This is a genomic window from Clostridium sp. 1001271B_151109_B4 (assembly GCF_015670405.1).
GTDB lineage: Bacteria > Bacillota > Clostridia > Clostridiales > Clostridiaceae > Clostridium.
Window position 1 is genome coordinate 115,093 of the sequence record NZ_JADPBQ010000003.1, and the last position, 21,624, is coordinate 136,716.

General features: G+C 27.6%; 19 protein-coding genes. 3 read left to right on the forward strand and 16 right to left on the reverse strand.

Features of this window, described 5'->3' with window-relative positions; all coding sequences use genetic code 11:
- Positions 1-182: 182 nt before the first annotated feature.
- Positions 183-1,598 carry an MATE family efflux transporter gene (locus tag I4V63_RS03295; protein ID WP_195999875.1) on the reverse strand — a complete coding sequence of 472 codons (1,416 nt, stop codon included), beginning with the start codon at positions 1,596-1,598 and terminating at the stop codon, positions 183-185.
- A gap of 222 nt (positions 1,599-1,820) precedes the next feature.
- Between I4V63_RS03295 and I4V63_RS03300 the strand changes: the two genes are divergently transcribed.
- Positions 1,821-2,729, forward strand: a complete 909-nt coding sequence (locus I4V63_RS03300) for a DUF362 domain-containing protein (protein WP_195999876.1) — start codon at positions 1,821-1,823, stop codon at positions 2,727-2,729.
- 178 nt (positions 2,730-2,907) lie between these two features.
- Here the strand turns inward: I4V63_RS03300 and I4V63_RS03305 are convergent, their stop codons facing one another.
- From I4V63_RS03305 to I4V63_RS03315, 3 genes are all read right to left on the reverse strand, one after another.
- A complete protein-coding gene (locus tag I4V63_RS03305) occupies positions 2,908-3,495 on the reverse strand; it encodes an ECF transporter S component (RefSeq protein ID WP_195999877.1) in 588 nt (195 codons plus the stop codon).
- Positions 3,496-3,639: 144 nt separating this feature from the next.
- Complete coding sequence (locus tag I4V63_RS03310; protein WP_195999878.1) at positions 3,640-4,320, reverse strand: GTP pyrophosphokinase family protein; 681 nt, start codon at positions 4,318-4,320, stop codon at positions 3,640-3,642.
- 344 nt (positions 4,321-4,664) lie between these two features.
- Positions 4,665-5,120 (reverse strand): hypothetical protein, encoded by a 456-nt coding sequence (locus tag I4V63_RS03315; RefSeq protein WP_195999879.1) that lies wholly within the window; start codon positions 5,118-5,120, stop codon positions 4,665-4,667.
- 348 nt (positions 5,121-5,468) lie between these two features.
- Between I4V63_RS03315 and I4V63_RS03320 the strand changes: the two genes are divergently transcribed.
- Together I4V63_RS03320 and queF are read left to right on the forward strand one after the other, a co-directional pair.
- Positions 5,469-5,948, forward strand: a complete 480-nt coding sequence (locus I4V63_RS03320) for a QueT transporter family protein (RefSeq protein WP_207746489.1) — start codon at positions 5,469-5,471, stop codon at positions 5,946-5,948.
- A 3-nt stretch (positions 5,949-5,951) separates the two neighbouring features.
- Positions 5,952-6,434 carry a preQ(1) synthase gene (gene queF / locus I4V63_RS03325; protein WP_042399636.1) on the forward strand — a complete coding sequence of 161 codons (483 nt, stop codon included), beginning with the start codon at positions 5,952-5,954 and terminating at the stop codon, positions 6,432-6,434.
- Positions 6,435-6,486: 52 nt separating this feature from the next.
- On the opposite strand, the gene I4V63_RS03330 is transcribed toward queF, so the two are convergent.
- The 12 genes from I4V63_RS03330 to I4V63_RS03385 form a co-directional block, all read right to left on the reverse strand.
- The gene (locus tag I4V63_RS03330) at positions 6,487-7,386 is read right to left on the reverse strand and encodes a tetratricopeptide repeat protein (protein ID WP_195999972.1); all 900 of its coding nucleotides are present in this window, start codon (positions 7,384-7,386) and stop codon (positions 6,487-6,489) included.
- 462 nt (positions 7,387-7,848) lie between these two features.
- Positions 7,849-8,610 carry an SDR family NAD(P)-dependent oxidoreductase gene (locus I4V63_RS03335; protein WP_195999880.1) on the reverse strand — a complete coding sequence of 254 codons (762 nt, stop codon included), beginning with the start codon at positions 8,608-8,610 and terminating at the stop codon, positions 7,849-7,851.
- A gap of 121 nt (positions 8,611-8,731) precedes the next feature.
- Entirely contained in the window at positions 8,732-10,138 is a 1,407-nt protein-coding gene (locus I4V63_RS03340) for a VWA-like domain-containing protein (protein WP_195999881.1), read from the reverse strand.
- 3 nt (positions 10,139-10,141) lie between these two features.
- Complete coding sequence (locus I4V63_RS03345; RefSeq protein ID WP_195999882.1) at positions 10,142-11,272, reverse strand: ATP-binding protein; 1,131 nt, start codon at positions 11,270-11,272, stop codon at positions 10,142-10,144.
- Positions 11,273-11,284: 12 nt separating this feature from the next.
- On the reverse strand, positions 11,285-12,100 hold the full coding sequence (locus I4V63_RS03350; RefSeq protein WP_195999883.1) for a hypothetical protein: 816 nt from the start codon (positions 12,098-12,100) through the stop codon (positions 11,285-11,287).
- 371 nt (positions 12,101-12,471) lie between these two features.
- Positions 12,472-13,806 (reverse strand): amidohydrolase, encoded by a 1,335-nt coding sequence (locus tag I4V63_RS03355; RefSeq protein ID WP_195999884.1) that lies wholly within the window; start codon positions 13,804-13,806, stop codon positions 12,472-12,474.
- 54 nt (positions 13,807-13,860) lie between these two features.
- Positions 13,861-15,567 carry an adenine deaminase C-terminal domain-containing protein gene (locus I4V63_RS03360; protein ID WP_195999885.1) on the reverse strand — a complete coding sequence of 569 codons (1,707 nt, stop codon included), beginning with the start codon at positions 15,565-15,567 and terminating at the stop codon, positions 13,861-13,863.
- Between the two features lie 16 nt (positions 15,568-15,583).
- A complete protein-coding gene (locus I4V63_RS03365; RefSeq protein WP_195999886.1) occupies positions 15,584-16,630 on the reverse strand; it encodes an ABC transporter substrate-binding protein in 1,047 nt (348 codons plus the stop codon).
- A 109-nt stretch (positions 16,631-16,739) separates the two neighbouring features.
- Complete coding sequence (locus I4V63_RS03370) at positions 16,740-17,771, reverse strand: ABC transporter ATP-binding protein (RefSeq protein ID WP_195999887.1); 1,032 nt, start codon at positions 17,769-17,771, stop codon at positions 16,740-16,742.
- A 36-nt stretch (positions 17,772-17,807) separates the two neighbouring features.
- Complete coding sequence (locus tag I4V63_RS03375) at positions 17,808-18,590, reverse strand: ABC transporter permease (protein WP_195999888.1); 783 nt, start codon at positions 18,588-18,590, stop codon at positions 17,808-17,810.
- Position 18,591: 1 nt separating this feature from the next.
- Positions 18,592-19,422, reverse strand: coding sequence for an ABC transporter permease (locus I4V63_RS03380; RefSeq protein ID WP_195999889.1), 831 nt, complete (start codon positions 19,420-19,422; stop codon positions 18,592-18,594).
- Between the two features lie 425 nt (positions 19,423-19,847).
- The gene (locus tag I4V63_RS03385) at positions 19,848-21,611 is read right to left on the reverse strand and encodes an aminopeptidase P family protein (protein WP_195999973.1); all 1,764 of its coding nucleotides are present in this window, start codon (positions 21,609-21,611) and stop codon (positions 19,848-19,850) included.
- Between the last annotated feature and the right edge of the window lie 13 nt (positions 21,612-21,624).

Genomic DNA, 21,624 nt, shown 5'->3' on the forward strand with positions numbered 1-21,624 from the left:
AAAAGCTTTTTTTTGTCAAATCATTAATGTTTAATATCTGAATCTACTATACATTAATAATTTAATAATAAAAAGAATGGTATCATTGTAAGCTGTACCCTTTGTCAAGGACAGTTTACATGATACCATTCTTTTTATTAACTAATATATAGCTTTCATATAAAATAATTAATCTTATATTTTTAATCTATTAAAGTAACTATATCTTCAATTTTTTCATCTTTATTCCTTTTATCAGTCATTTCTGTAAGCTCTATCTTTTTTCTTAATTTATTAGATACATTCTTATATCCTGGTAATAAAAATAAATCTGCAAATATCCAAGCAATAGGGCTTGCAAAACAAACAGCTGTAAATCCAAACATAGGTACTAAAATAAATCCACAAAGTGCCCTTGCTATCATTTCACAAATCCCTGCAAAAATCGCAAATGTTGAATATCCCATACCTTGAATTGTAAAACGAACAACATTTACAATACATAATGGAATAAAAAATGCAGCTGATGTTACTAAACACTGTTTAACCATTAAAAGTAGTTCTGTTTCTCCAACATTAACAAATAATAATGCTATAGTTTGTCCAAAGAAAATAGATACTACTAGTGCTATTATAGAGTATACTGAGCCAATTAATAAACTCTTCTTTATTCCTTCACTGATACGTCCTATTTTTTTTGCTCCTACATTTTGTCCTGCATATGTTGCCATCGTTGATCCTAATGCATCAAAAGGACAACATAAGAACATTGAAATCTTACTTGAAGCCGTAACAGCTGCTACAACAAGAGACCCAAGTCCATTTACTGCTGTTTGTAAAATTACACTTCCTATAGCAGTAATAGAATATTGTAATCCCATGGGAATCCCCATATAACAAAGTCTACTTATATAATGTCCATTTAATTTTAACTCATCTTTTTCAAACTTTAGTATCTTATACTTTTTCATCATAAATATAGTACACCAAATTCCAGCCACAGCCTGTGATATAATTGTTGCCCATGCAGCACCTGCAACCCCCATTTTAAATACAATTATAAATACTAAATCTAAAACTATATTTACTACTGATGATACAATTAAAAACATTAAGGGTGTTTTGCTATCTCCAAGAGAACGAATAATTCCTGATGATAAGTTATAAAGATATGTTGCTGGTATCCCTAAAAATATTACAAAAATATAACTATATGCTCCATCTATAATATCGCTAGGTGTATTCATCCACTCTAAAATACTTCTACAAAGAATACATACGATTATTGTCATTACAACAGCAAAAATAGCTGCTAAAATAGCGCTATTAAATACATACTTACGTAACTTCTTATAATTATTTGCTCCAAATTTTTGTGCAACAGGTATAGCAAATCCATTACATACTCCCATACAAAATCCAATTATCATAAAATTTATTGAACCAGTTGAACCTACTTCTGCTAAAGCACTTACCCCTAAATATTTACCTACAATAATTGTATCCACCATACTATAGAATTGTTGAAATAACATTCCTAACAGTAATGGTACTGAAAATCCTAAAATAAGCTTAAATACATTTCCTTGTGTTAAATCCTTCACTTCTTTGCTCTTCATATTTTTTCCTCTTCATATTTATATTTAATTTTAGTTCTTTGCTGATTTCTAATATTAACTGTAATCTTTTCACCAAAATATATATTAGTACAAACTCATAAAAACTTCCATGTGTTTTCTTATACTATTTATATATTTCTAAAATAAGAATAAACATCAAATAAAATATTAAATTTTGCTAAAACTAATAATAAATTAATCTTATTTTGGAGGAAATTTTACATGAGAGTAAGGAGAATACTAAGTCCATTGGTTTCAATTACACAAAATAATAATGAATCTTTAGCTATAGAAGAAGGACTAAATTTACTTAATATTTCATCTATGATTAATAATGATGATATCGTTGTCATTACCCCAAATTGGGTCGGAGCTGGTGGACCTGAAATTGGAGATGTAGTTGGTCCTAATAGCTTAAAAAAGATTATTCAAATAATTAAAAGCTGTAATCCTAAAAGAATTGTAATTGCTACAGCTTCCGCTAGAAAAGATGTTGAAAAATTAATGATTGATATTGGTTTTATGGATGTTATTAAATCAGAAAATGTTGAATTTATAAATTTAAATAATGGACCTTTTATTAATCTTCCACTTAATCATAATTGTCCAAAATCAATAGCTTTAAATAAACTATATGATGAAATGACATTTTTAATATCATTTACTCAATTAAAGATTCATGAAGAAGCCACTATTTCTGCATCTATTAAAAATATAGCCATGGGATGGCCAACTGGTGAAGAACAAGGTTATCCAAAAAAGAATTTAGGTATACATAAAGATTTGCATGGATTTATAAGTGCTATGCTCGAAAAGTTCACTATAGATCTTTCTATTGTAAGCGCAAGTCCTGCAATGGTTGGAACTGGGCCTCATAAAGGAATTGGTAATCATACGGGCTTAGTTTTATGCGGAACTGATCCTATTGCTACAGATACTGTTGGTGCTAGACTACTTGGGTTTAAGCCTCAAGCCATAAATTATTTATATAAATCAATAAATAAAGGCCTTGGTTGCGGAGAAGTTACCACTGATTCTAGCTCGCCTATTAAAATTTTAGGTATGAGATTAATTGATGCTGAAAAGCACTTTAATAAATGTGCTTATGGAAAAGACTTTTCTATTGATTAAGCTAAATATTGAAAAGGGAAAATTGAAAATTTACGTTTGAAGTTCCCTATGAAAAGGGTATTCAGTAACAAGTGATAAGTTAAAATATAATTTATTCCTTAACTTGTCACTTGAAACTCTCCTTTCACCCTTGTCATTCAAAGAAAACCGTAGGTTTTCAACCTTAACTATTAACTAACTAAACCGGTAATAATAAACCTGATTTTTTTAATATTGGTCTTATTGCATTATATATGATTGCTACTAAAATTACTGATACTACAGCATTTATGAATGTAGTTGCAGCGCTTAATTTTGCTAAAATCATAGCTGCATCTTGAGGTTGTCCGAGTATATATTGCTTATAAAAAAAGCCTACTATAGGATCTGCAATTACATTAAAAGCAAGTCCACATATTGATGCTATTAAGCTCCATTTAAAAATATATTTACTATCATTACTTTCACTTATTTTTGCTATTTTATGTGCAATTAATCCAGTTATTAATCCTATACATAATTTTAAAATAAATGTTTTAGGTGCTACTAATATATATACTGGATCAAGTAAATCAGCAATTGTCATTCCTATTGCTCCAGCTAATCCTCCGTACCATCCCCCAAGTAATAAAGCTGCTAAAACACAAAATGCATTTCCAATATGAAGTGAAGTTGCATCTCCACCTGGTACTGGAATTTTAATTTGTAAGTAAGTAAAAGATACAAAGCATAAAGCCGCTAATAAAGCTGTTTGAATTAATTTTTTAAATCTTATTTGGTTATTCATTAATATTTGCCCCCTTAGATATAAAACTTTTAAATTATTTTATACCTTTTTATACCAATAAATCAATTGTATGGGTACAAAATCGTATTCTATCTAGTAATTAATATTAGTTTAAAATCAAGTATCCATAGTAGGGCAAAAATATTACCTTTTCTCAATTCGATTACGTATATCTTCCATACGTTTATCTAAATCTGAACTAATTTTTGAACACTCAAGTAATTCTTTACTTATAATTTCAGCTTCTTCTGGAGCAATATTTTTCTTATATCTTAATTTATGTTCCAAGCTTGCCCAAAAATCCATTGCTATTGTTCTTAATTGAACTTCTACCTTCATAGATTTCTTTTCATTTTGTAGGAATATTGGAACTTCTATGATTAAATGCAAGCTTCTATATCCACTTTTCTTAGGATTCTTTATATAATCTTTTTTCTCTATTAAGTTAATATCATCTTGATTTAATAAGCAGTCTGCTAACATATAAATATCTTCTGGAAATGAACAAATTACCCTTACTCCAGCAATATCTTTTATATTTTCTTCTATTGATTCCAATGTAAAAGGTAAATCTTTCTTATTTAATTTTTTTAAAATCCCATCATGGGATTTTAATCTAGTCTTTATACCCTCTATTGGATTTCTATCATATTGTAATGAAAATTGTTCATTCAACACCTTAAATTTTGTTTCAACTTCCATAATTGCACAACGATAATAAGCCATTAACTGCTTCATAGGCATCATATTTTTATGTATAATATCTAAAACACCATCATTTATTATTTTTTCTCTTATTATTTTTTTTCCAACATCTTTTAACATATAACCATCCTTTACTATTATTAAATATCATTTGATAATTAAATTACTACTTAATATTATTCATATTTTCATATAAATATTTAATTGCCTCATTCATTGCAGCCTCACAATAAAATACACTTCCTCCATGATCAGCATTCATCTACTGCAAAAAAACTTTGCATTTTTATTATATTTTTTACATAATTCATATATGTTTCTTTTTATCTTTTCATCTCTTCATAACTATACTTTAATTCAAATCTCATATTTTTTCCTCTATTTTTTCAAAATTTATTATGAATTCTATTATGTTATTCTTTATAGAATATTCAATTTTAATACACCTTTTCCCACTTCCTTATTTAATTATATTTTTGGTATATATCTATTCTATCATCTTTCAACTCTCCAATATAGTATTCCATTCCACCACCTTCAAGGTTATATTTTTCAAGTAAACATAAATTAGATTCTTCCCAAAATTCAACTACTTCAAAGTTCTTTTTATCATTTTGCATTATTTTTTTTATATTATCTGTTGCTGGATTATAAGATATTACTAATTCATTACTTTCTTTTGAATTTCCCATCAGAGTTTCATCATATATAGAGTCATACCCTGATTCAGTATGTGCAGCATATCCATTTGAAAAATATTGATATAATAAAATAATTTCACCACTTTTATTTATATTAACCTGTTTTTCATTCAAAAGTTCTATTCCATTTAAATCTAATTGTTCTTTTTCTTTTAACTTTACCTCTTTATTCTCCAAAGTTACCTCATATAATAACCCTATAATTTTCTTTCTCTTCATCTTACTTCCCCAATCTATTATCATAATTTAATTATAAAAATAAGTTATTACAAAATTATTAAGAAATAATCAAATTTAATAGCTAATCCATTTTTTCTTTATTATATATTAATTGGTTGACTTATCCATATAAGCACTATATACTTAAGTCAGATTCTAGATTTTGAATTTAGTTAATCTAAAATTCAACTTTCTTCTTAGAGAAAAGTTGATTAAGTAATTTAATATAAGACAGTTCGTAACCATCCTGTCTCAAAATAAAACTAGGGATTAATAATAGAATACTATTATTGTTTATTTAGGATGGATTTTTTCCATCCTTTTTTTATTTTTCTGGAGGTGATATTTATGGAAAATACTATGACTAAAACAAGAAAATTAACAACTTCAGCTATTGTTATTGCTTTATATGTTGTAATAATGGTAATAACTCAAAGCTTTGCCTTTGGTGCTGTACAAGTTCGTTTAGCAACTAGTTTATATTCATTAGCTTATATTTTTCCATTCCTAGCTTTACCTTTGGGACTTGCGAACGTTTTATCTAACATGCTACTTGGTGGATTAGGTATATTTGATATTATTGGAGGTGGATTAGTGGGAATAATAACAGCTTTATTAGTTTATGCTGTTCGTAAATATAAGTTAAATACTTACCTTACTATATTACCAATAATCTTTATTCCAGGTTTAATAGTACCTATTTGGTTGTCAATGTTATTAAATGTTCCTTATAGTGCATTAGCTATTAGCTTATGCTTAGGACAAGTTATACCTGCAATATTAGGTTCATTTTTAATTAATGCTTTAAAAAGTAAGATTGGAGAATAATTTATGAGAAATGATTTAGAATTAAATTTACTTGGAAATCAAAATATAAAATATGAATTTGGATATAATCCAGATATTTTAGAAACCTTTGACAATAAGCATCCAAACAATGATTATTTTGTAAAGTTTAATTGTCCTGAATTTACAAGTCTTTGTCCAATTACTGCTCAACCTGATTTTGCTACAATTTACATATCATATGTACCAAATATAAAAATGGTTGAAAGTAAGTCATTAAAATTATACTTATTTAGTTTTAGAAATCACGGTGATTTCCATGAAGACTGTATGAATATAATTATGAAGGATTTAATTAAGCTTATGGATCCTAAATATATTGAAGTTTGGGGTAAATTCACTCCAAGAGGCGGTATTTCAATTGATCCTTACTGTAACTATGGAAAACCAGGTACAAAGTGGGAAGAAATTGCCTTTAATAGATTAGCTAATCATGATTTATATCCTGAAAAAATAGATAATAGATAATAAAAATAAACAGTAGACAACTTTGTATGAAAACAAATTTGTCTACTGTATTTTATCCAAATATCTCTTTATATCTTTCTAACTCTCTAATAGCATTAAGTTCTTCGTCTTCTTTCATATATTCCTCAAAAAAATCATTTAGCTCAATAGACTTAAGTATATCCTCTAATGCTAAATCTAATTTATTTATACATACATAAAAGCAAGCTCTATTATAGTATAAAAAACCTTCATCTTCATTTTCTAAGATTCCTTCATTAATTATTTCAATTGCTCTATTATAATTTTCTTCTTCTCTATACATTACAGCATAATTTAAATAACTATATGGATAATAAGGATTTTCTTCTATAGATTTTTTATAATATTCTTCTGCTAAATCTAAATATCCTAACTTTTTATTAAATACACCCATATTAAAAAGAATTCTAAAATGATTATTATCTATTTCTAAAGCTTTTTCCATGTATTCTAAAGCAAGTTTTGTATCTCCTAATTCATCATAAATACATCCTAAATTAGCATTTGCCCATAAATCCTTTGGATTTATCTTTAATACTTCCTTGTAATTCCTTATAGCCTCTTCTTTATTTCCTAATTCATCATAAGCATTAGCTAAAAAGAAATATGCCTTTTCGTATTTATTATCATTTTCTATAGCTTTCTTATAATATTCAATAGCTTCTTCATATAATTCATCATCATCATAAATTATCCCCAAGCCATAATAAGCTATGGCATTACTATCATCTAATTCCAATACTCTTCTATACATTTTTTCTGCTAAATCAAAATTTGCTATTTTATCATAAAGAAATGCTAAATCTAAAATTAAATCTATATCACTTTTTCCTTCTGGACAATTATATGCCTTTTTAAAAAACTTTAAAGCTTTCAAATAGTTCTTTTCAGTCATAAAGTTTCGTCCTATTGATATATAGTTATCAAACATGTATGTTTTATCCAAAACTCTTCCTCCTAAGTTATATTAAAAAGCTGCATAAAGAGGAACTGATCTAATTCCATTTTCAAATCCAAAACTCTTGGAATATACTCTTATTCAATATATAAGCTTATATTATATATATATTGTTGCAAACTTTTAGCCCTTACATTATCTGCGCCTTTACTTCTAATGGCAATATATTTATTCCCTTATCTTGAATTAAGAATTTAATATTGCCTCTATACATTTTTCATAATTTAATTTTATATTCTTTATAGATTTTTATCAAACTTATTTTTATCATATCTATTTTTCATCTTTTAAAGCATTGCTAATGATTGAACTTATAAAATCTAAATTCCTTTAAATAAATATAATTCTTACCTAATATAATTAAATACAAAAATATAGCTGCAACCCTAAATAAGTTGCAGCTATATTTTTAAAATTTAACTTATATACTTAACCCTATATAACAGTAGCACCATCAACAGATAAAATTGCACCACTTATATAGCTTGCCATATCTGAGGCCAAGAATAAAAATGCATTTGCAATATCTTCTGGATCTCCAAGTCTTCCAACTGGTATATTAGCAGCCATTCCTTTTATCATATTTTGATCAAGTGCTGCTACCATATCAGTTGCAATTATTCCAGGAGCCACTGCATTAACTCTTATTCCATCCTTACCAAGCTCTCTTGCTAAAGATTTAGTTAATCCATTTACTGCAAATTTAGATGTAGGGTATCCAACACCTGACTTTTGACCATTTATACTTACTACTGAACTTGTATTAAGTATAACTCCTTTTCCATTTGCTTTCATCTTTTCAGCTGCAATTTTACTACAATTAAAAACAGCTTCAACATTTATATCTATTACCTTTGCAAAATGATCTGTATCTTGATCATATATACTAACACTATCACTTATACCTGCATTATTAATTAAGACATCTATAGATCCCCACTTATCAATAACTTGTTCCATCATATTTTTAACATCTGCTAGATCTAATAAATTAGTTGAAAAGCCAATAACTTCATAGTTTGAATTTATACTACTAAGTTCTGATAAAGCTTTATCTACAGTTTCCTTTCTCGATCCACATAATGCAACCTTAGCTCCACTTTCTAGGAACGCTTTTACAGTTGAAAAACCAATTCCTCTAGTTCCACCAGTTACAATAACCACCTTATTTTTTATACTTTGTTCTAAAATTCCCATAAATCATCTCTCCTTTTATATTTTATTACAAATCATAAGTTAAGTAATAAATTCAACAAAACTGAATTTATACAATTATATTTTAAGAATCCCCCTTAGGAGTTTCAACTATAACTACTAACTAAAATATTGGTTCTTGATTATTCATTGAATAACCATCATTTCTAACATCTTTCATATCTACTATATTATCTTTTATCTCAACCTTACTAAGCTTCTTAACAGCTCCATAAGATTCTTTTAATGAAAGTCTTTCTCCTCTTCCTGAAATAACCCATAATACTTTATATCCTCTAGGTATCACCCCTAATTTGTCTTCTCCCTTACCATCAGTGAAATAAATTAATAAATTAATATTTTTATTATTTGCATATTCAAAAACAGGGGTAAATCTAGTCCCTCCACCAGAAGAACATCTTTCTTTTACATCATTTATATTTTTAACCTTATATGCTCGTTTAATCTCTTTATCACATTCTATTATAGTTATTTCATGATTATAATTTTTTACTATAGATAAAACTTCTTTAATCGCTTGCTTAAATTCTTCATCACTTATACTGCCACTTATATCAATTGCAACTGCAATTTCAGCTTTATGATTTCTAAGCTCACCCCTTAAATCTAATCTATTAGGTTGCCTTCTATTTCTTCTTGTTATAGTTTTCTTTTTATTACTTTCTACTGTCCCCATTAATTTTTTAAGGAATAAATTCCACGGAATCTCGCCCTTACTTTTTTTTAACGAAGCAATCATTCCTTCTATATGAATAGGTATTACACCTTTTTCAGAATTACTTATAAACTTTTCAGTAAAATCCCTAAGAGTTTTTTCGTCTATGTTTTCACTTTCATCCCAAAGGTCATGAGTAGTTTCTGGGTCATATCCATTTTCTGATTCTTCTCCCCAGCTATCATCCTCTTCACCTTCATCATTTTCTTCTAATACATTTAAAACATTTTGAATATTTTCAGCATAATATTCGAATGAATTATAAGGTTCAAGATTTAATTCATACTTTAAATTTATACCTTTTAAAGTAGTTGCATATGGTGGTAAATTATTTAAGTATTGATTTACTACTATATCCATAGCCAAATTAATTGCAAGTGTACTAAACTTTCCCTTTAATTCCTTTGCTCTTACTAAATGCATAGATAATACATGATGAATTTCATGCTTAATAGTACTTTCCATTTGTTTTATATTAAGCTGCAAAAATATTATTGGATTAAAATATATAACATATTTAGCACCTTTAAAATTTATACCAGTTGGACTATTTATATCAAAGCGTATTTCTCTGCCCATTTGAAATAAAAAGTACCCATAAAAATTATCCTTTTCTTCCACAAGGCTTAAATTCACTTTATCTACCAACTTAAAAAATTCTTCTTCAAACTCTTTAGGAATATCTACATCAAGCTTTTCCTTAGCACGAAGTGTTTTAAACATTACTGAAGCATCTACTATTTTCTCAGCCCTTTTATAAAGTGAACTTTTTATACTTTCAAAATTACTTTCCATATTTTATCCCCTTATTGAACTATAAGCTTCAAAATAACTTTCTACAAACTCTTCATTTTGTAATGCACTTTTATAACTTTCAGGATATCCAATTTTCATATCCTTCATAATTCCTACCATTAAATCTACAGGATACTCTTTTAAAAACTCAATAAATCTATTAATGTAATAAGAATCTTCATCACCAAAGCTTTTGATATTTTCTTCTAAAGATTTTAAAATATTCATTGCACTTAAATAAAGTCTAGTATGACTTTCATTTTTAACCTTTTCTACAACTTCCTCACTTAAGGTATCTCCAGCAAATACTTCCTCAAATGATATTAAAGGACTATGTTCAGCTTCGATAAAACTTATAAATTCTTCTGCTATAACTTTTCCTACATTACCTTTTATAACATTTAAAAATACAGCTCTAGGTATAGAATCTTTCTTTTCTTTATAAATTTTAAGTGCTTTAGAAACTCTTTCATAACTTCTTGGCGTTGCCCTTACATCATCTTCATTCATCTTATGTAAATATTCTGGGAATGTCGAAATAAATTCTATTACTTCTTGCTCAATTCCAGCTTCTATTGCCCACTTTAACCAAATATTATGATCACTTTCCATATTAAGCCATACAAATCTATTTTCTTGAGCTGCATCCATATCAACTACTTGATAATCAAAATCAGAACCATATTTGCTTGATGGATTCATTGCTGCTAATATATTTACATCATCATGTAATTTGTATCCGTTTATCTCTCTATTTAATATTAAATTCATAAGTTCTTGTTGAACTGTATGCTCACAACGATTTATTTCATCAATAAATAAAAGTACCTTATTACCCTTAGCTATTTCTTCATCAATTTCCCTTAACTTTGTATGAACAGCATATATCGTTGTCTTCTTTTCAAATTTATCTCCATTAGAATTCATAGCTATATAGGATTCTACAGTTGGTAATCCTCCTATTTCACCTTCCTTAAGAAGATTACCATCAATAACTATTAATCTCCATTTATTTTCTTTAGCTAATTTTTTTGCTAAAGCAGTTTTTCCAATTCCACTTTCACCAACTACTAAAGGCACCTCATCCGTCGCTAGTACCAATTCCACACTTCTTAATGTATCTATAAAATTCATTTTTTCTTCCCCTTACATCATCTTTAGCTTTTCATCTACAGCAATTCTTTTTGCTTTTTTACTTCCATACTTGTAAATGAACATAACTTTATCAATATCAATTATTTCACTATTTTTATCAATAATACTACAGTTTAGAAAATCCCTAACATACTTTTCATCTACATTATCTTTTGATAATACATCTTTAAATATTTCTTTTAATTCTTCACGAGAAATTTCATTTAGCATACTTCTTGTAATATATCTAATTACTAAAATATTCACCTTTAAAAAGTTTAATATTTTATCTTTATTCAAATCAGTTATAAACTTTGCCGCTGCTTCATTATTTTTAATGGCTGCAACTTCAGCTTTATAGCAAGGTGAATTTATATATCTTAATGCATCATAACTTATATTTACAGCAGCTTCTTGAACACTTTCATATGGCTCTTTAATATATTTAATAGAATCGTAATCCTTTCTTACAGCTAATAATTGTAATTCTTCACTAGGGTCCTTAACATATCTAATTGCCCATCCTCTTTGCTCTATAGCTAGCTTAATAACAGTCTCACTTGGATTTTTAATATAATTTAAATTGCTCCATCCGTTATTTATTGCTTCAATCATCATTTTCTCTGTAGGATTTTCTATAAACTCAATAGCCCTAGGATTATTACTCATTGCAATTTCTTGCATTTCTAATGTAGGATTATTTATATATCTTAATAAAAGTCCATTTTTCTCAATAGCTATTAACTTCATTTCCTCAGTAGGATTATCTATATTTTTTATAATAATTGGATTTGTCTTTATCATTTCTATAATTCTTGCTTCATCCATCTTTTTACCTCTACCTTATTATTAACTTTAACTTTTATTTAATAATAATTATTACTTATATTCATTATAATACTTTTTCAAAATTTTTAAAGTAGATAAATATAGTATGATATAATTTTTTTTAATTTTTTTTATTTTTCATTAATATTTGCTATTTTATTAACTGTTTCATATATACATTTTTAATCTTATCAATTTAAATAGATTAATTACACTTTAAAATTTTATTAAAATAGATTTAAAAAGCTTCATAATTAAAATTTATATTAAGTAATTACAATAAAAAAATAGTATTAAAAATTTTTCTTTTTTAATACTATTTTTATTATTTTTCATAACAGCTTTATTTACTTTTATTTATAAATCTAAAATTATAGTTTCTTAGCAATATTATTTATCTTATCTTGTAACCCTAATAAATTATTTCTAATTTGATTAAAATCATCACTTACTAACTGTTTGTTTTTAACAACTACTTTTCCATCAACAATTACTGTATCAATATTGCTTGCATTTGCAGAATAAACAATCACGGCATAATAATCATATATTGGTTGCATATTTACAGATTTAGTTTCTATTAAAGTTAAATCTGCTTTCTTTCCAACTTCAATTGAACCAATTTCTTCATCTAATCCTAATACTTTTGCTCCACCTATTGTTCCCATTTCCACTAACTCTATTGATGGTAATATTGACCTATCATTATTAAATAATTTATGAATCTTTCCAACTTGAACCATTTGCCCAATTATATCTAAAGTATTTCCACTCATAGGTCCATCAGTTCCAAGTCCTATATTAATTCCTTCTTCCTTCATTTTTACTATAGGTGCAACACCTTTTGCTCCCTTTGCATTAGCTCCTATATTATGAGATACACCTACACCCTTATCCTTTAATATTTTTATATCATCATCATTTACTAACACTGTATGAGCAGATATAAAATTAGAGTCTAATATCCCTAATTTATTTAAATATTGAACTGGAGTTAAACCGTACTTTTCCATGCATTCTTTAAATTCATAATCCATTTCTGCAACATGCATTGTGATAGGAACATTATATTCCTTACTTATTTCATAAGCCTCTTTTAAGGATTCATCACTATTAGTATAAGGTGCATGTGGTGCTATACCTGGAATTATAAGATTATCATTTTTCCATTTCTCTATAAACTTTCTTGAATAATCTAATCCTCCAAAAGGCTTCTTTGCATCAGGTGAAGAAAAGTTTACTATTGTTTCACATAGTATACCTCTCATATTAAGCTCTTTAGCCGCCTTAGCAACTTCATCTTCAAAATAATACATATCACAAAAAGTAGTTACCCCACCTAATAACATTTCTGCTATAGCATACTTAGCTCCAATATAAGTTAAACTTTCATCTACTAACTTTTGCTCTAAAGGAAATAAATATCTCTTCAATCTATCTTTATAATCATCAGCTAAACTTCTAAATGGAATCATTGATGCATGAGTATGACAATTTATCATTCCTGGCATTAATATTCCTTCCTCACCATCTATAATTTCAACATCATAATTACCTTCATTTATAAAGTTTTCTTTACCCTTATTATCACCAACATAAATTATTTTATTTTCTTCAAATACTACTAATCCATTTTCTATTATATCCCTATTTTCATTCATAGTAATAATTGTAGTATTTTCAATCATAGTAAGCTTCCTTTTCATTTTAAACCCTCCAAACTGCAGTAAAAGACTATGCATATACATAGTCTCTTTTACTTATTTAAATAGTGATACAACTTTGCAATTTTTTACATCAATAAGTCCCTTATCTGTAATTTTGATAGCTGGACTCACTGGCAAAGATAATGTGCTAAATGACATTATTTCATTCATATGATTATATCCTAATTCTTTCATAGCACTTCTAACTTCACCTAATTTTTCGCCTACAACTTCAATTGGTTCATCACTAACTATTCCACCTATAGGTAACTCTAATTTTGCTAATATATCATTATCCTTTACAACAATATATCCACCTTTAGAATCTATTAGATTATTAACAGCCAAAACCATGTCCTCAAGGTTTCTCCCCATAACCATAACATTATGATGATCATGAGCCCAAGTTGTAGCTACTGCCCCTTCTTTAATAATCTCTCCTTCTACTAATCCAAAGGCCACATTATTGTTTTTTCCGTACCTTTCAAAAACAGCAATTAAAGCACAATTAGTATTTTCCCATTTTAAAACATTATTTGTTACATTTAAAGAAACTTCTCCTTCTTCAGTAAATGTAGTGTTCTTCATAACATTTATAGTTCTGCAAGTAACTTCATCATTATATTTTTTAGGTACCTTAACTAATAAATCCTCTTCAGTGATTTTATTTAAGGTTATACTATTATAAAATCTTTTGTTAAAACTACTTTTTTCTTTAAAGTACTCTTGTTTTAATCCATCATATTTATTAAAAACAACTTGTCCATTTTTATATACTTCATAAATATTAAAATTATCTATATCATCAATCAAAACAAAATCTGCTATTTTACCTGGTGCTATGGAGCCCCTATCAAATAGCCTCATTCTTCTTGCTGGAGTATAGGTAGATACATATATTGCATTTTCTATAGACATTCCTAACTTAACAGCTTCTTTTACTAAATCATTAAGATGACCTTTAGTTAGCTTATCTGCCATAACATCATCTGTAGCCAAAGCAAAATGCTCATATAAATTATTCTCTACTAAAAACTTAATATTTTCAGCAGTCATTGATTTATGCTGTATTTCAATAAACATACCATTACTTATTTTTTCTTCAAGAGATGCTACTGACTGTTGGGTATGATCTCCATCAACCCCCCTATAAATATAAAACGATAAGTCAACTCCTTCTATTTTAGGACAATGTCCTTCTAATGGAATTTTCTTACCCTTACTAACTTTAATAATATTATTTATTTCTGAATTTTCATCTTCTATTAAATCTTTAAAATTCATTACTTCTCCAAGGCAAAGTATATTTTCATAAGATAATAATTCTCTTACTTCATCAACAGTAATTTCTCCTCCGGTAGTTTCTAAATAGCTAGATGTAGATGGCACTGAACTTGGTATACCATAAAATATATCTAACTTTTCTTTAGACTTAATAAATTCATTTATTCCATCAATTCCAAAAACATTTGCAATTTCATGAGGGTCAGCTACAACTGTAGTGACCCCATGTTTTATTACAGTTTTAGAAAATTCACTTGGAATTGTCATTGAACTTTCTATATGCATATGTATATCTATTAATCCTGGAATTATGTACTTATTATTACCGTCTATAATATTTTTAGATGTTAACTTATCTTCATAATTCTTTCCTATATGAAGGAACTTACCATCATTTATTATAACATCACCTTGTATAAACTTTTTAAAATAGCTGTTATATATATTTAAGTTTTTAATAATTAATTGTACTTCCATTTTATTACCTATAATACTAGTTCATTATCCTATTCCAAGTATTAACCCATTCATCTATTACTGTATTAACAAATTTAAAATCAATTGTTTTAGCATTATCTACTACTGATCCATATGTTAAATTTGAAGCTTCTTCATCACTTAATTCAACTTGTGTATTTACTGGTGATTCACTTAATGCTTTAGCTGTTCTTTCTTGAACTTCTTCACTTAATGCATAATTAATGAATTCATAAGCTAAATCCTTATTATTTGAACTTTTGTTTATATTTATTGTATTAAAGTTTAAGTAAGTTCCTGATTCTGGTACTATATAAGTTACTTCTGGTTTCGCTTTTGCAATGTTTCCATAAGCAAAATCTGCTGCTACAGCCGCTACTATTTCTCCACTAGAAAACATATTTGCTAAATCTGAAGATTTACTATAAGTTTTTACAACATTAGGCTTTAAAGCTTCTAATTCCTTAAATGCAGCTTCTCCCTTATCATTTTCTACTGGAACACCAGCCTTTTCTGCCGCTATTTCCATAATTGCTGGTCCATTAGTAGTTGTTATATCAGGAATAGCTATTTTGTTTACTAATTCAGGATTCCATAAATCTTCCCATGAATTTATTTCTATCCCTGCTGAAGGATCTACTACTATTCCAATACTATTTAATGTATAAGCTGGGCCAAATCCTCTTTCTACAGTTGACTTTGCCTTATCATTTAAATTTTCAGCATTTGGTATTTTTGAATAGTCAAGTTCTTCAAAAATCCCAGCTTCTATTCCTTGCTCTGCAAAAGACTCTGCTAAATATGTCACATCTATTCCCGAATTTGGATTATTTTTCATTTTAGTTAATCTTTCAGAGTTATTTCCTATTTCTAAAACTACTTCTACTCCATATTCTTCTTCAAAAGGATCGAATACAGTTTCCTTTAAAACATCTTCGTTTAATCCCCAAGTTGAAATTACAAGCTTTTTATTTGATGATTTCCCATCTGATTTTCCACATCCTATTAATGCTGTCGCAGATACTACCCCTATTAATAACGCTGCTAAAACTCTCTTTTTCATTAGCTAATTCCTCACCTTCGTATAAATTTATTTTCTTTAATAATAGTCCTTGTAATACTCAATGAGATTACAAAATCATACTCCTAGATATTAATTTCCAAACTTTAACTTATAATATTACTATTTTACTTGCTGGTAGATGAAGCTTAATTTTGTCTCCTCTTTCATATATAGCGTTGTTTTCACTATTTACTATTAAGTTCCCTACAGGTGTTTTCACATCATATTGATATGCCTTTCCTAAGAAAGTTCTTATTTCTATAGTACCTTCTACAGTATTTTCTAAAGTTTTATCAACTATTTTTATATCATCTGGTCTTATAGTTCCTTTGGCAGTCTTTTCTTCTTTTGCTCTAGTAACCTTTAATCTAGTTCCACCTTCACTTTCATAAGTATCGTCTGATGTTTTAACTAAATCAATAAAGTTTTCAAAACCTACAAATCTTGCTACAAACTCTGTTGCAGGATTTGAATAAATATTTTCTGGAGTATCAAACTGTTCTATTACCCCTTTGTTAAGCACAGCTACTCTATCTGAAATTGAAAAACACTCTTCTTGATCATGAGTAACAAACAATGTTGTTATTCCTAATTTTTGTTGAAGCTTTCTTATCTCAACTCTCATTTTTAATCTTAATTTAGCATCAAGATTACTTAATGGCTCATCTAAAAGTAAAAGACTTGGTTCAATAACTAAAGCTCTTGCTATAGCTACTCTTTGTCTTTGTCCACCTGATAACTCCTTAGGATATCTCTTAGCTAAATGACTCATATCAACAGTTTCTAATATTTCTGCTACTTTTGTTTTTATTTCCTCTTTAGATATCTTTTTCATTTTTAATCCAAAGGCCACATTTTCTTCTACAGTTAAGTGCGGAAATAATGCATAACTTTGAAATACTAATCCAAAGTTTCTATTGTGTACAGGTATTTTTGTATAATCCTTATCCCCTAATAAAAACTTACCTGCTGTTGGTTCTATAAAACCTGCTACAACTCTTAAAGTAGTAGTTTTTCCACAACCACTTGGTCCAAGTAGAGACACTAATTCGCCCTTTTTAACCCTTAAATTTAAATTTTCTAATATATTATTTTTTTTATCATATGAAACATTTATATTTTGTAAATTTATTAAATCCATCTTTATTGTCCTCCAACTAATTATTTAGCTTTAACTCTATCCTGCAAAATTGTTAAGACCTAATGTTTTTTCTAATATGTACATGATTCCAATAGTTAATATCATTAATATTACTGACAATGCTGATACTGTCGGATCATAATTATATTCAACATAATTCATCATTGTTATAGGTAATGTACTTACTCCTGGTCCAGTTAAGAACATAGATACTGGAACATTATTAAATGAATTTATAAATGCTAACATAAAGGCTGCCATTACTCCTGATGTTATGTTAGGTAATACTACCTTAAAGAATGTTAATGACTTTTTACAGCCCAAACTCATAGCCGCTTCCTCTATAGAATAATCGAATCCTTCTAAACTAGATCCTACAACCCTTATAATGTAAGGAATAATTACTAATGTATGTCCAATAAATAAACTCATATATACTGAAAGATTTAATTTTACCAATAAGAATTGGAATAATGAAAATCCTACTACTATTCCTGGCACAATCAATGGTGAAAAGAAAAAACTTTTAATAATACCTTTTCCCTTAAAATTAAATCTACTTAATCCATAAGCTGCTGGCATACCTATTATTAAAGCTGCCAATGTTGCTACTCCTGATATTACAAAGCTTGTACCCATACTCTTTATAAATGATTGTGATTCAAAAACTGTAATAAACCACTTCAAAGAAAATCCTTTTGGTGGAAATGCTATATAATTTTCTGTCCCTATACTTGTCATCGCAATAATAACTAATGGTGCAAATAAGAATATATATGTCAATATAACAAACACTGTTAAAAATCTATTTTTTTTCATCTTATGAAACACCTCTCTTATCTAATCTTGATGCCAGGAAGTTGATTCCCTTTATCACTATTAAAGTCACTACAATCATTATAGTTGCTACTGCTGCAGCACCTTGCCAATCTCCTAATGTCATAGTCTTTTGATATATTAATGTCGCTAAAACTGTATTTTTATTTCCCCCTAATAGTTGTGGAGTTGTATATGCCGTTAAAGAACCTGTAAATACTAAAACAGTTCCAACTATTAATCCAGGTAAGCTTAAAGGAAATACCACTTTAAAGAATGATTTTACTTTATTTGCTCCTAAGCTTTCTGCTGCTTCTAATAAATCATTATCTATGTTTTCCATAACCCCGACTAATGAAATAATCATTAATGGTAAAAAGATATATACAGTACCAACTATAATTGCGCCTTCTGTATATAAAAGTGATAATGGTTCATTTATTATATTTAATTTCATAAGTAAACTATTTATTATTCCATTCTTCCCTAATATGCTCATCCATGCAAATGAACGCACAACTGAATTTGTTAATATAGGGAATACTGTTAATGCTATAAATAATCCCCTTACCTTCTTAGATACTCTAGATATATAGTAAGATACCGGCACCCCTATAACCATACAAATCAATGATGATATTAATGATATTTTAATTGTTCTTAAAAATATCGACATCATATATGAATCTGTAAAAAATTCTTTATATACACTAAACATTCCATCTTCATTGTTAGTAAAAGTAGGAATTATTATCTCTAATAATGGAACTATCATAAAATAAGCTACCAATACTATACACGGAATAAATAGTAAATAACGACCTTTTCTTTTCATACTTTCCTCCATCTTAAACAATATATATTCGACCTTTTTAAATATTTTTCTCTACTTTATACTATAATTCTACCTACAGTTACGAACATTGTCAATGATTTTATTTTTATTTTTCGTATTTTAAAGGTGTTTATTAAAAATATACGAAAAATAATAGAACAAATACATTTATTGTACTTGTTCCTTCATTTCATTATATATATTTAATTTAACCTATTCATTATAATTTCTTTTTACTTCAATATCATTTTTACAATAAGTGCCAATATTCAAAACACATCATACCATTACGTTAATCTTAATAATATATATTAATTAAATATATCATAACAAACAACTTTTATATCATAGGAATATTTCTTATATCTACAAAATACCAAAAGAAAAAGTTAGGATTCCATCTTTAATCCTAACTTTTTCTTTACTTATATTTCCCTTGTCTCCATCTTTAATAATTCTTTTTCCTCTTCATTTAAATAAGGAGAAAGTTTTTCATATACATTTTTATGATAATTATTTAGCCATTCTTTTTCTTCAGAATTTAGTAGTTCAACTTTAATTCCATTTAAATCTATAGGGCAGTATGATATTGTATCAAATTTATAAAACTCACCATTATCATTAGTTTCATCTTTAACTACAACCATAACATTTTCAGTTCTTATTCCAAATTTACCTTCTTTATAAACACCTGGTTCATTAGTTAATATCATTCCTGGTTCTAAAACTACATTATTTCCATATGGTCTTATTCCTTGTGGCCCCTCATGAACATTTAAGAAAAATCCAACACCATGACCTGTTCCGCACTTGTAGTCTAGTCCATATTGCCATAAAGGTCCCCTTGCTAATATATCTAAGTTACCTCCAGTAGCTCCTTTTAAAAATTTTGCATTAGCTAAATTAATATGGCCCTTTAATACTAACGTAAAATCTCTTTTTTCCTCTTCTGTAATATTTCCTAAAATAAAAGTTCTTGTTATATCTGTTGTTCCATCTAAATATTGTCCACCTGAATCCACTAAGAATAATCCTTCTTCCTTAAGCTCATAATTACTTTCTTCTGTAGCACTATAATGCATCATTGCTGCATGCTCCTTATATCCTGCTATAGTCCCAAAGCTATCCCCCATTGCCAGGTCTTCTTTACTTCTTAGTTCACTTAATACCTTACTAGCTGATAATTCTGTAATATTTTCTTTTCCTAAATTATCTTTTAAATATTTAATGAACTTAACCATTGCAACTCCATCTTTAATATGGCAATTTTTTAAGCTCTCTATTTCAACATTATTTTTTATTGCTTTTAAATTTGTTGTTAAGTTCACCGCTTCTTTTACTTCACATTCTAATAAAGAATATAATCTTGCATTAACTTTTGCAGGATCTATTAATACTTTACCATTAAGCTTCTTTACTTCTTCTTCAATTTGTAGGTATTCAAATACTTCAATTGATTGTGAATTCAATTCATCCTCTACATCTTTGTTAACCTTGCTTTTATCAATAAATAATTTAGCTTCCGTATCTGTAATTATTGCATAACTTAATACTACTGGATTAAACAAAATATCATTTCCTCTTATGTTAAATAACCAAGCAATATCATCTAAAGAAGTTAATAAATAACTTTCAACATTATTTTCTTTCATAACTTTTCTTACATCTTTTAATTTTTCACTGGCAGTTTTTCCACAATACTTTACATCATGAATAAAAACTTCACACTTAGGTAAAATAGGACGTTCTTCCCAAACCTCTTCTAACAAATCTTTATCCATTTTAATATTAAACTTATTCTTTTTATTTATATTTAATAATTCTTTATATTGATTAACACTATAGCAATTTCCATCAAATCCTATAGTTTCTCCTTCATGTACATTTTTCTCTATCCATTCATTTATAGTATCATAACCAGGCGTAGCCATTTTCATTAAATCTATCCCAGTTCCATTTAGCTGTTCTGTAGCTTGAATAAAGTATCTTCCATCAGTCCATAATTTAGCCTCATTTTCTCCAACTAATAATGTTCCTGCTGATCCAGTAAATCCTGATACTGCAGCTCTACCAGTATAATGCTCTGCTACATATTCACTTTGATGTGGATCTGAACTTGGAATTATATAATAATTTATATTATATTTTTTCATTGATTCTCTTAATTTTAAAAGTCTACTCATTTTTATGCCCTCTTTCCTT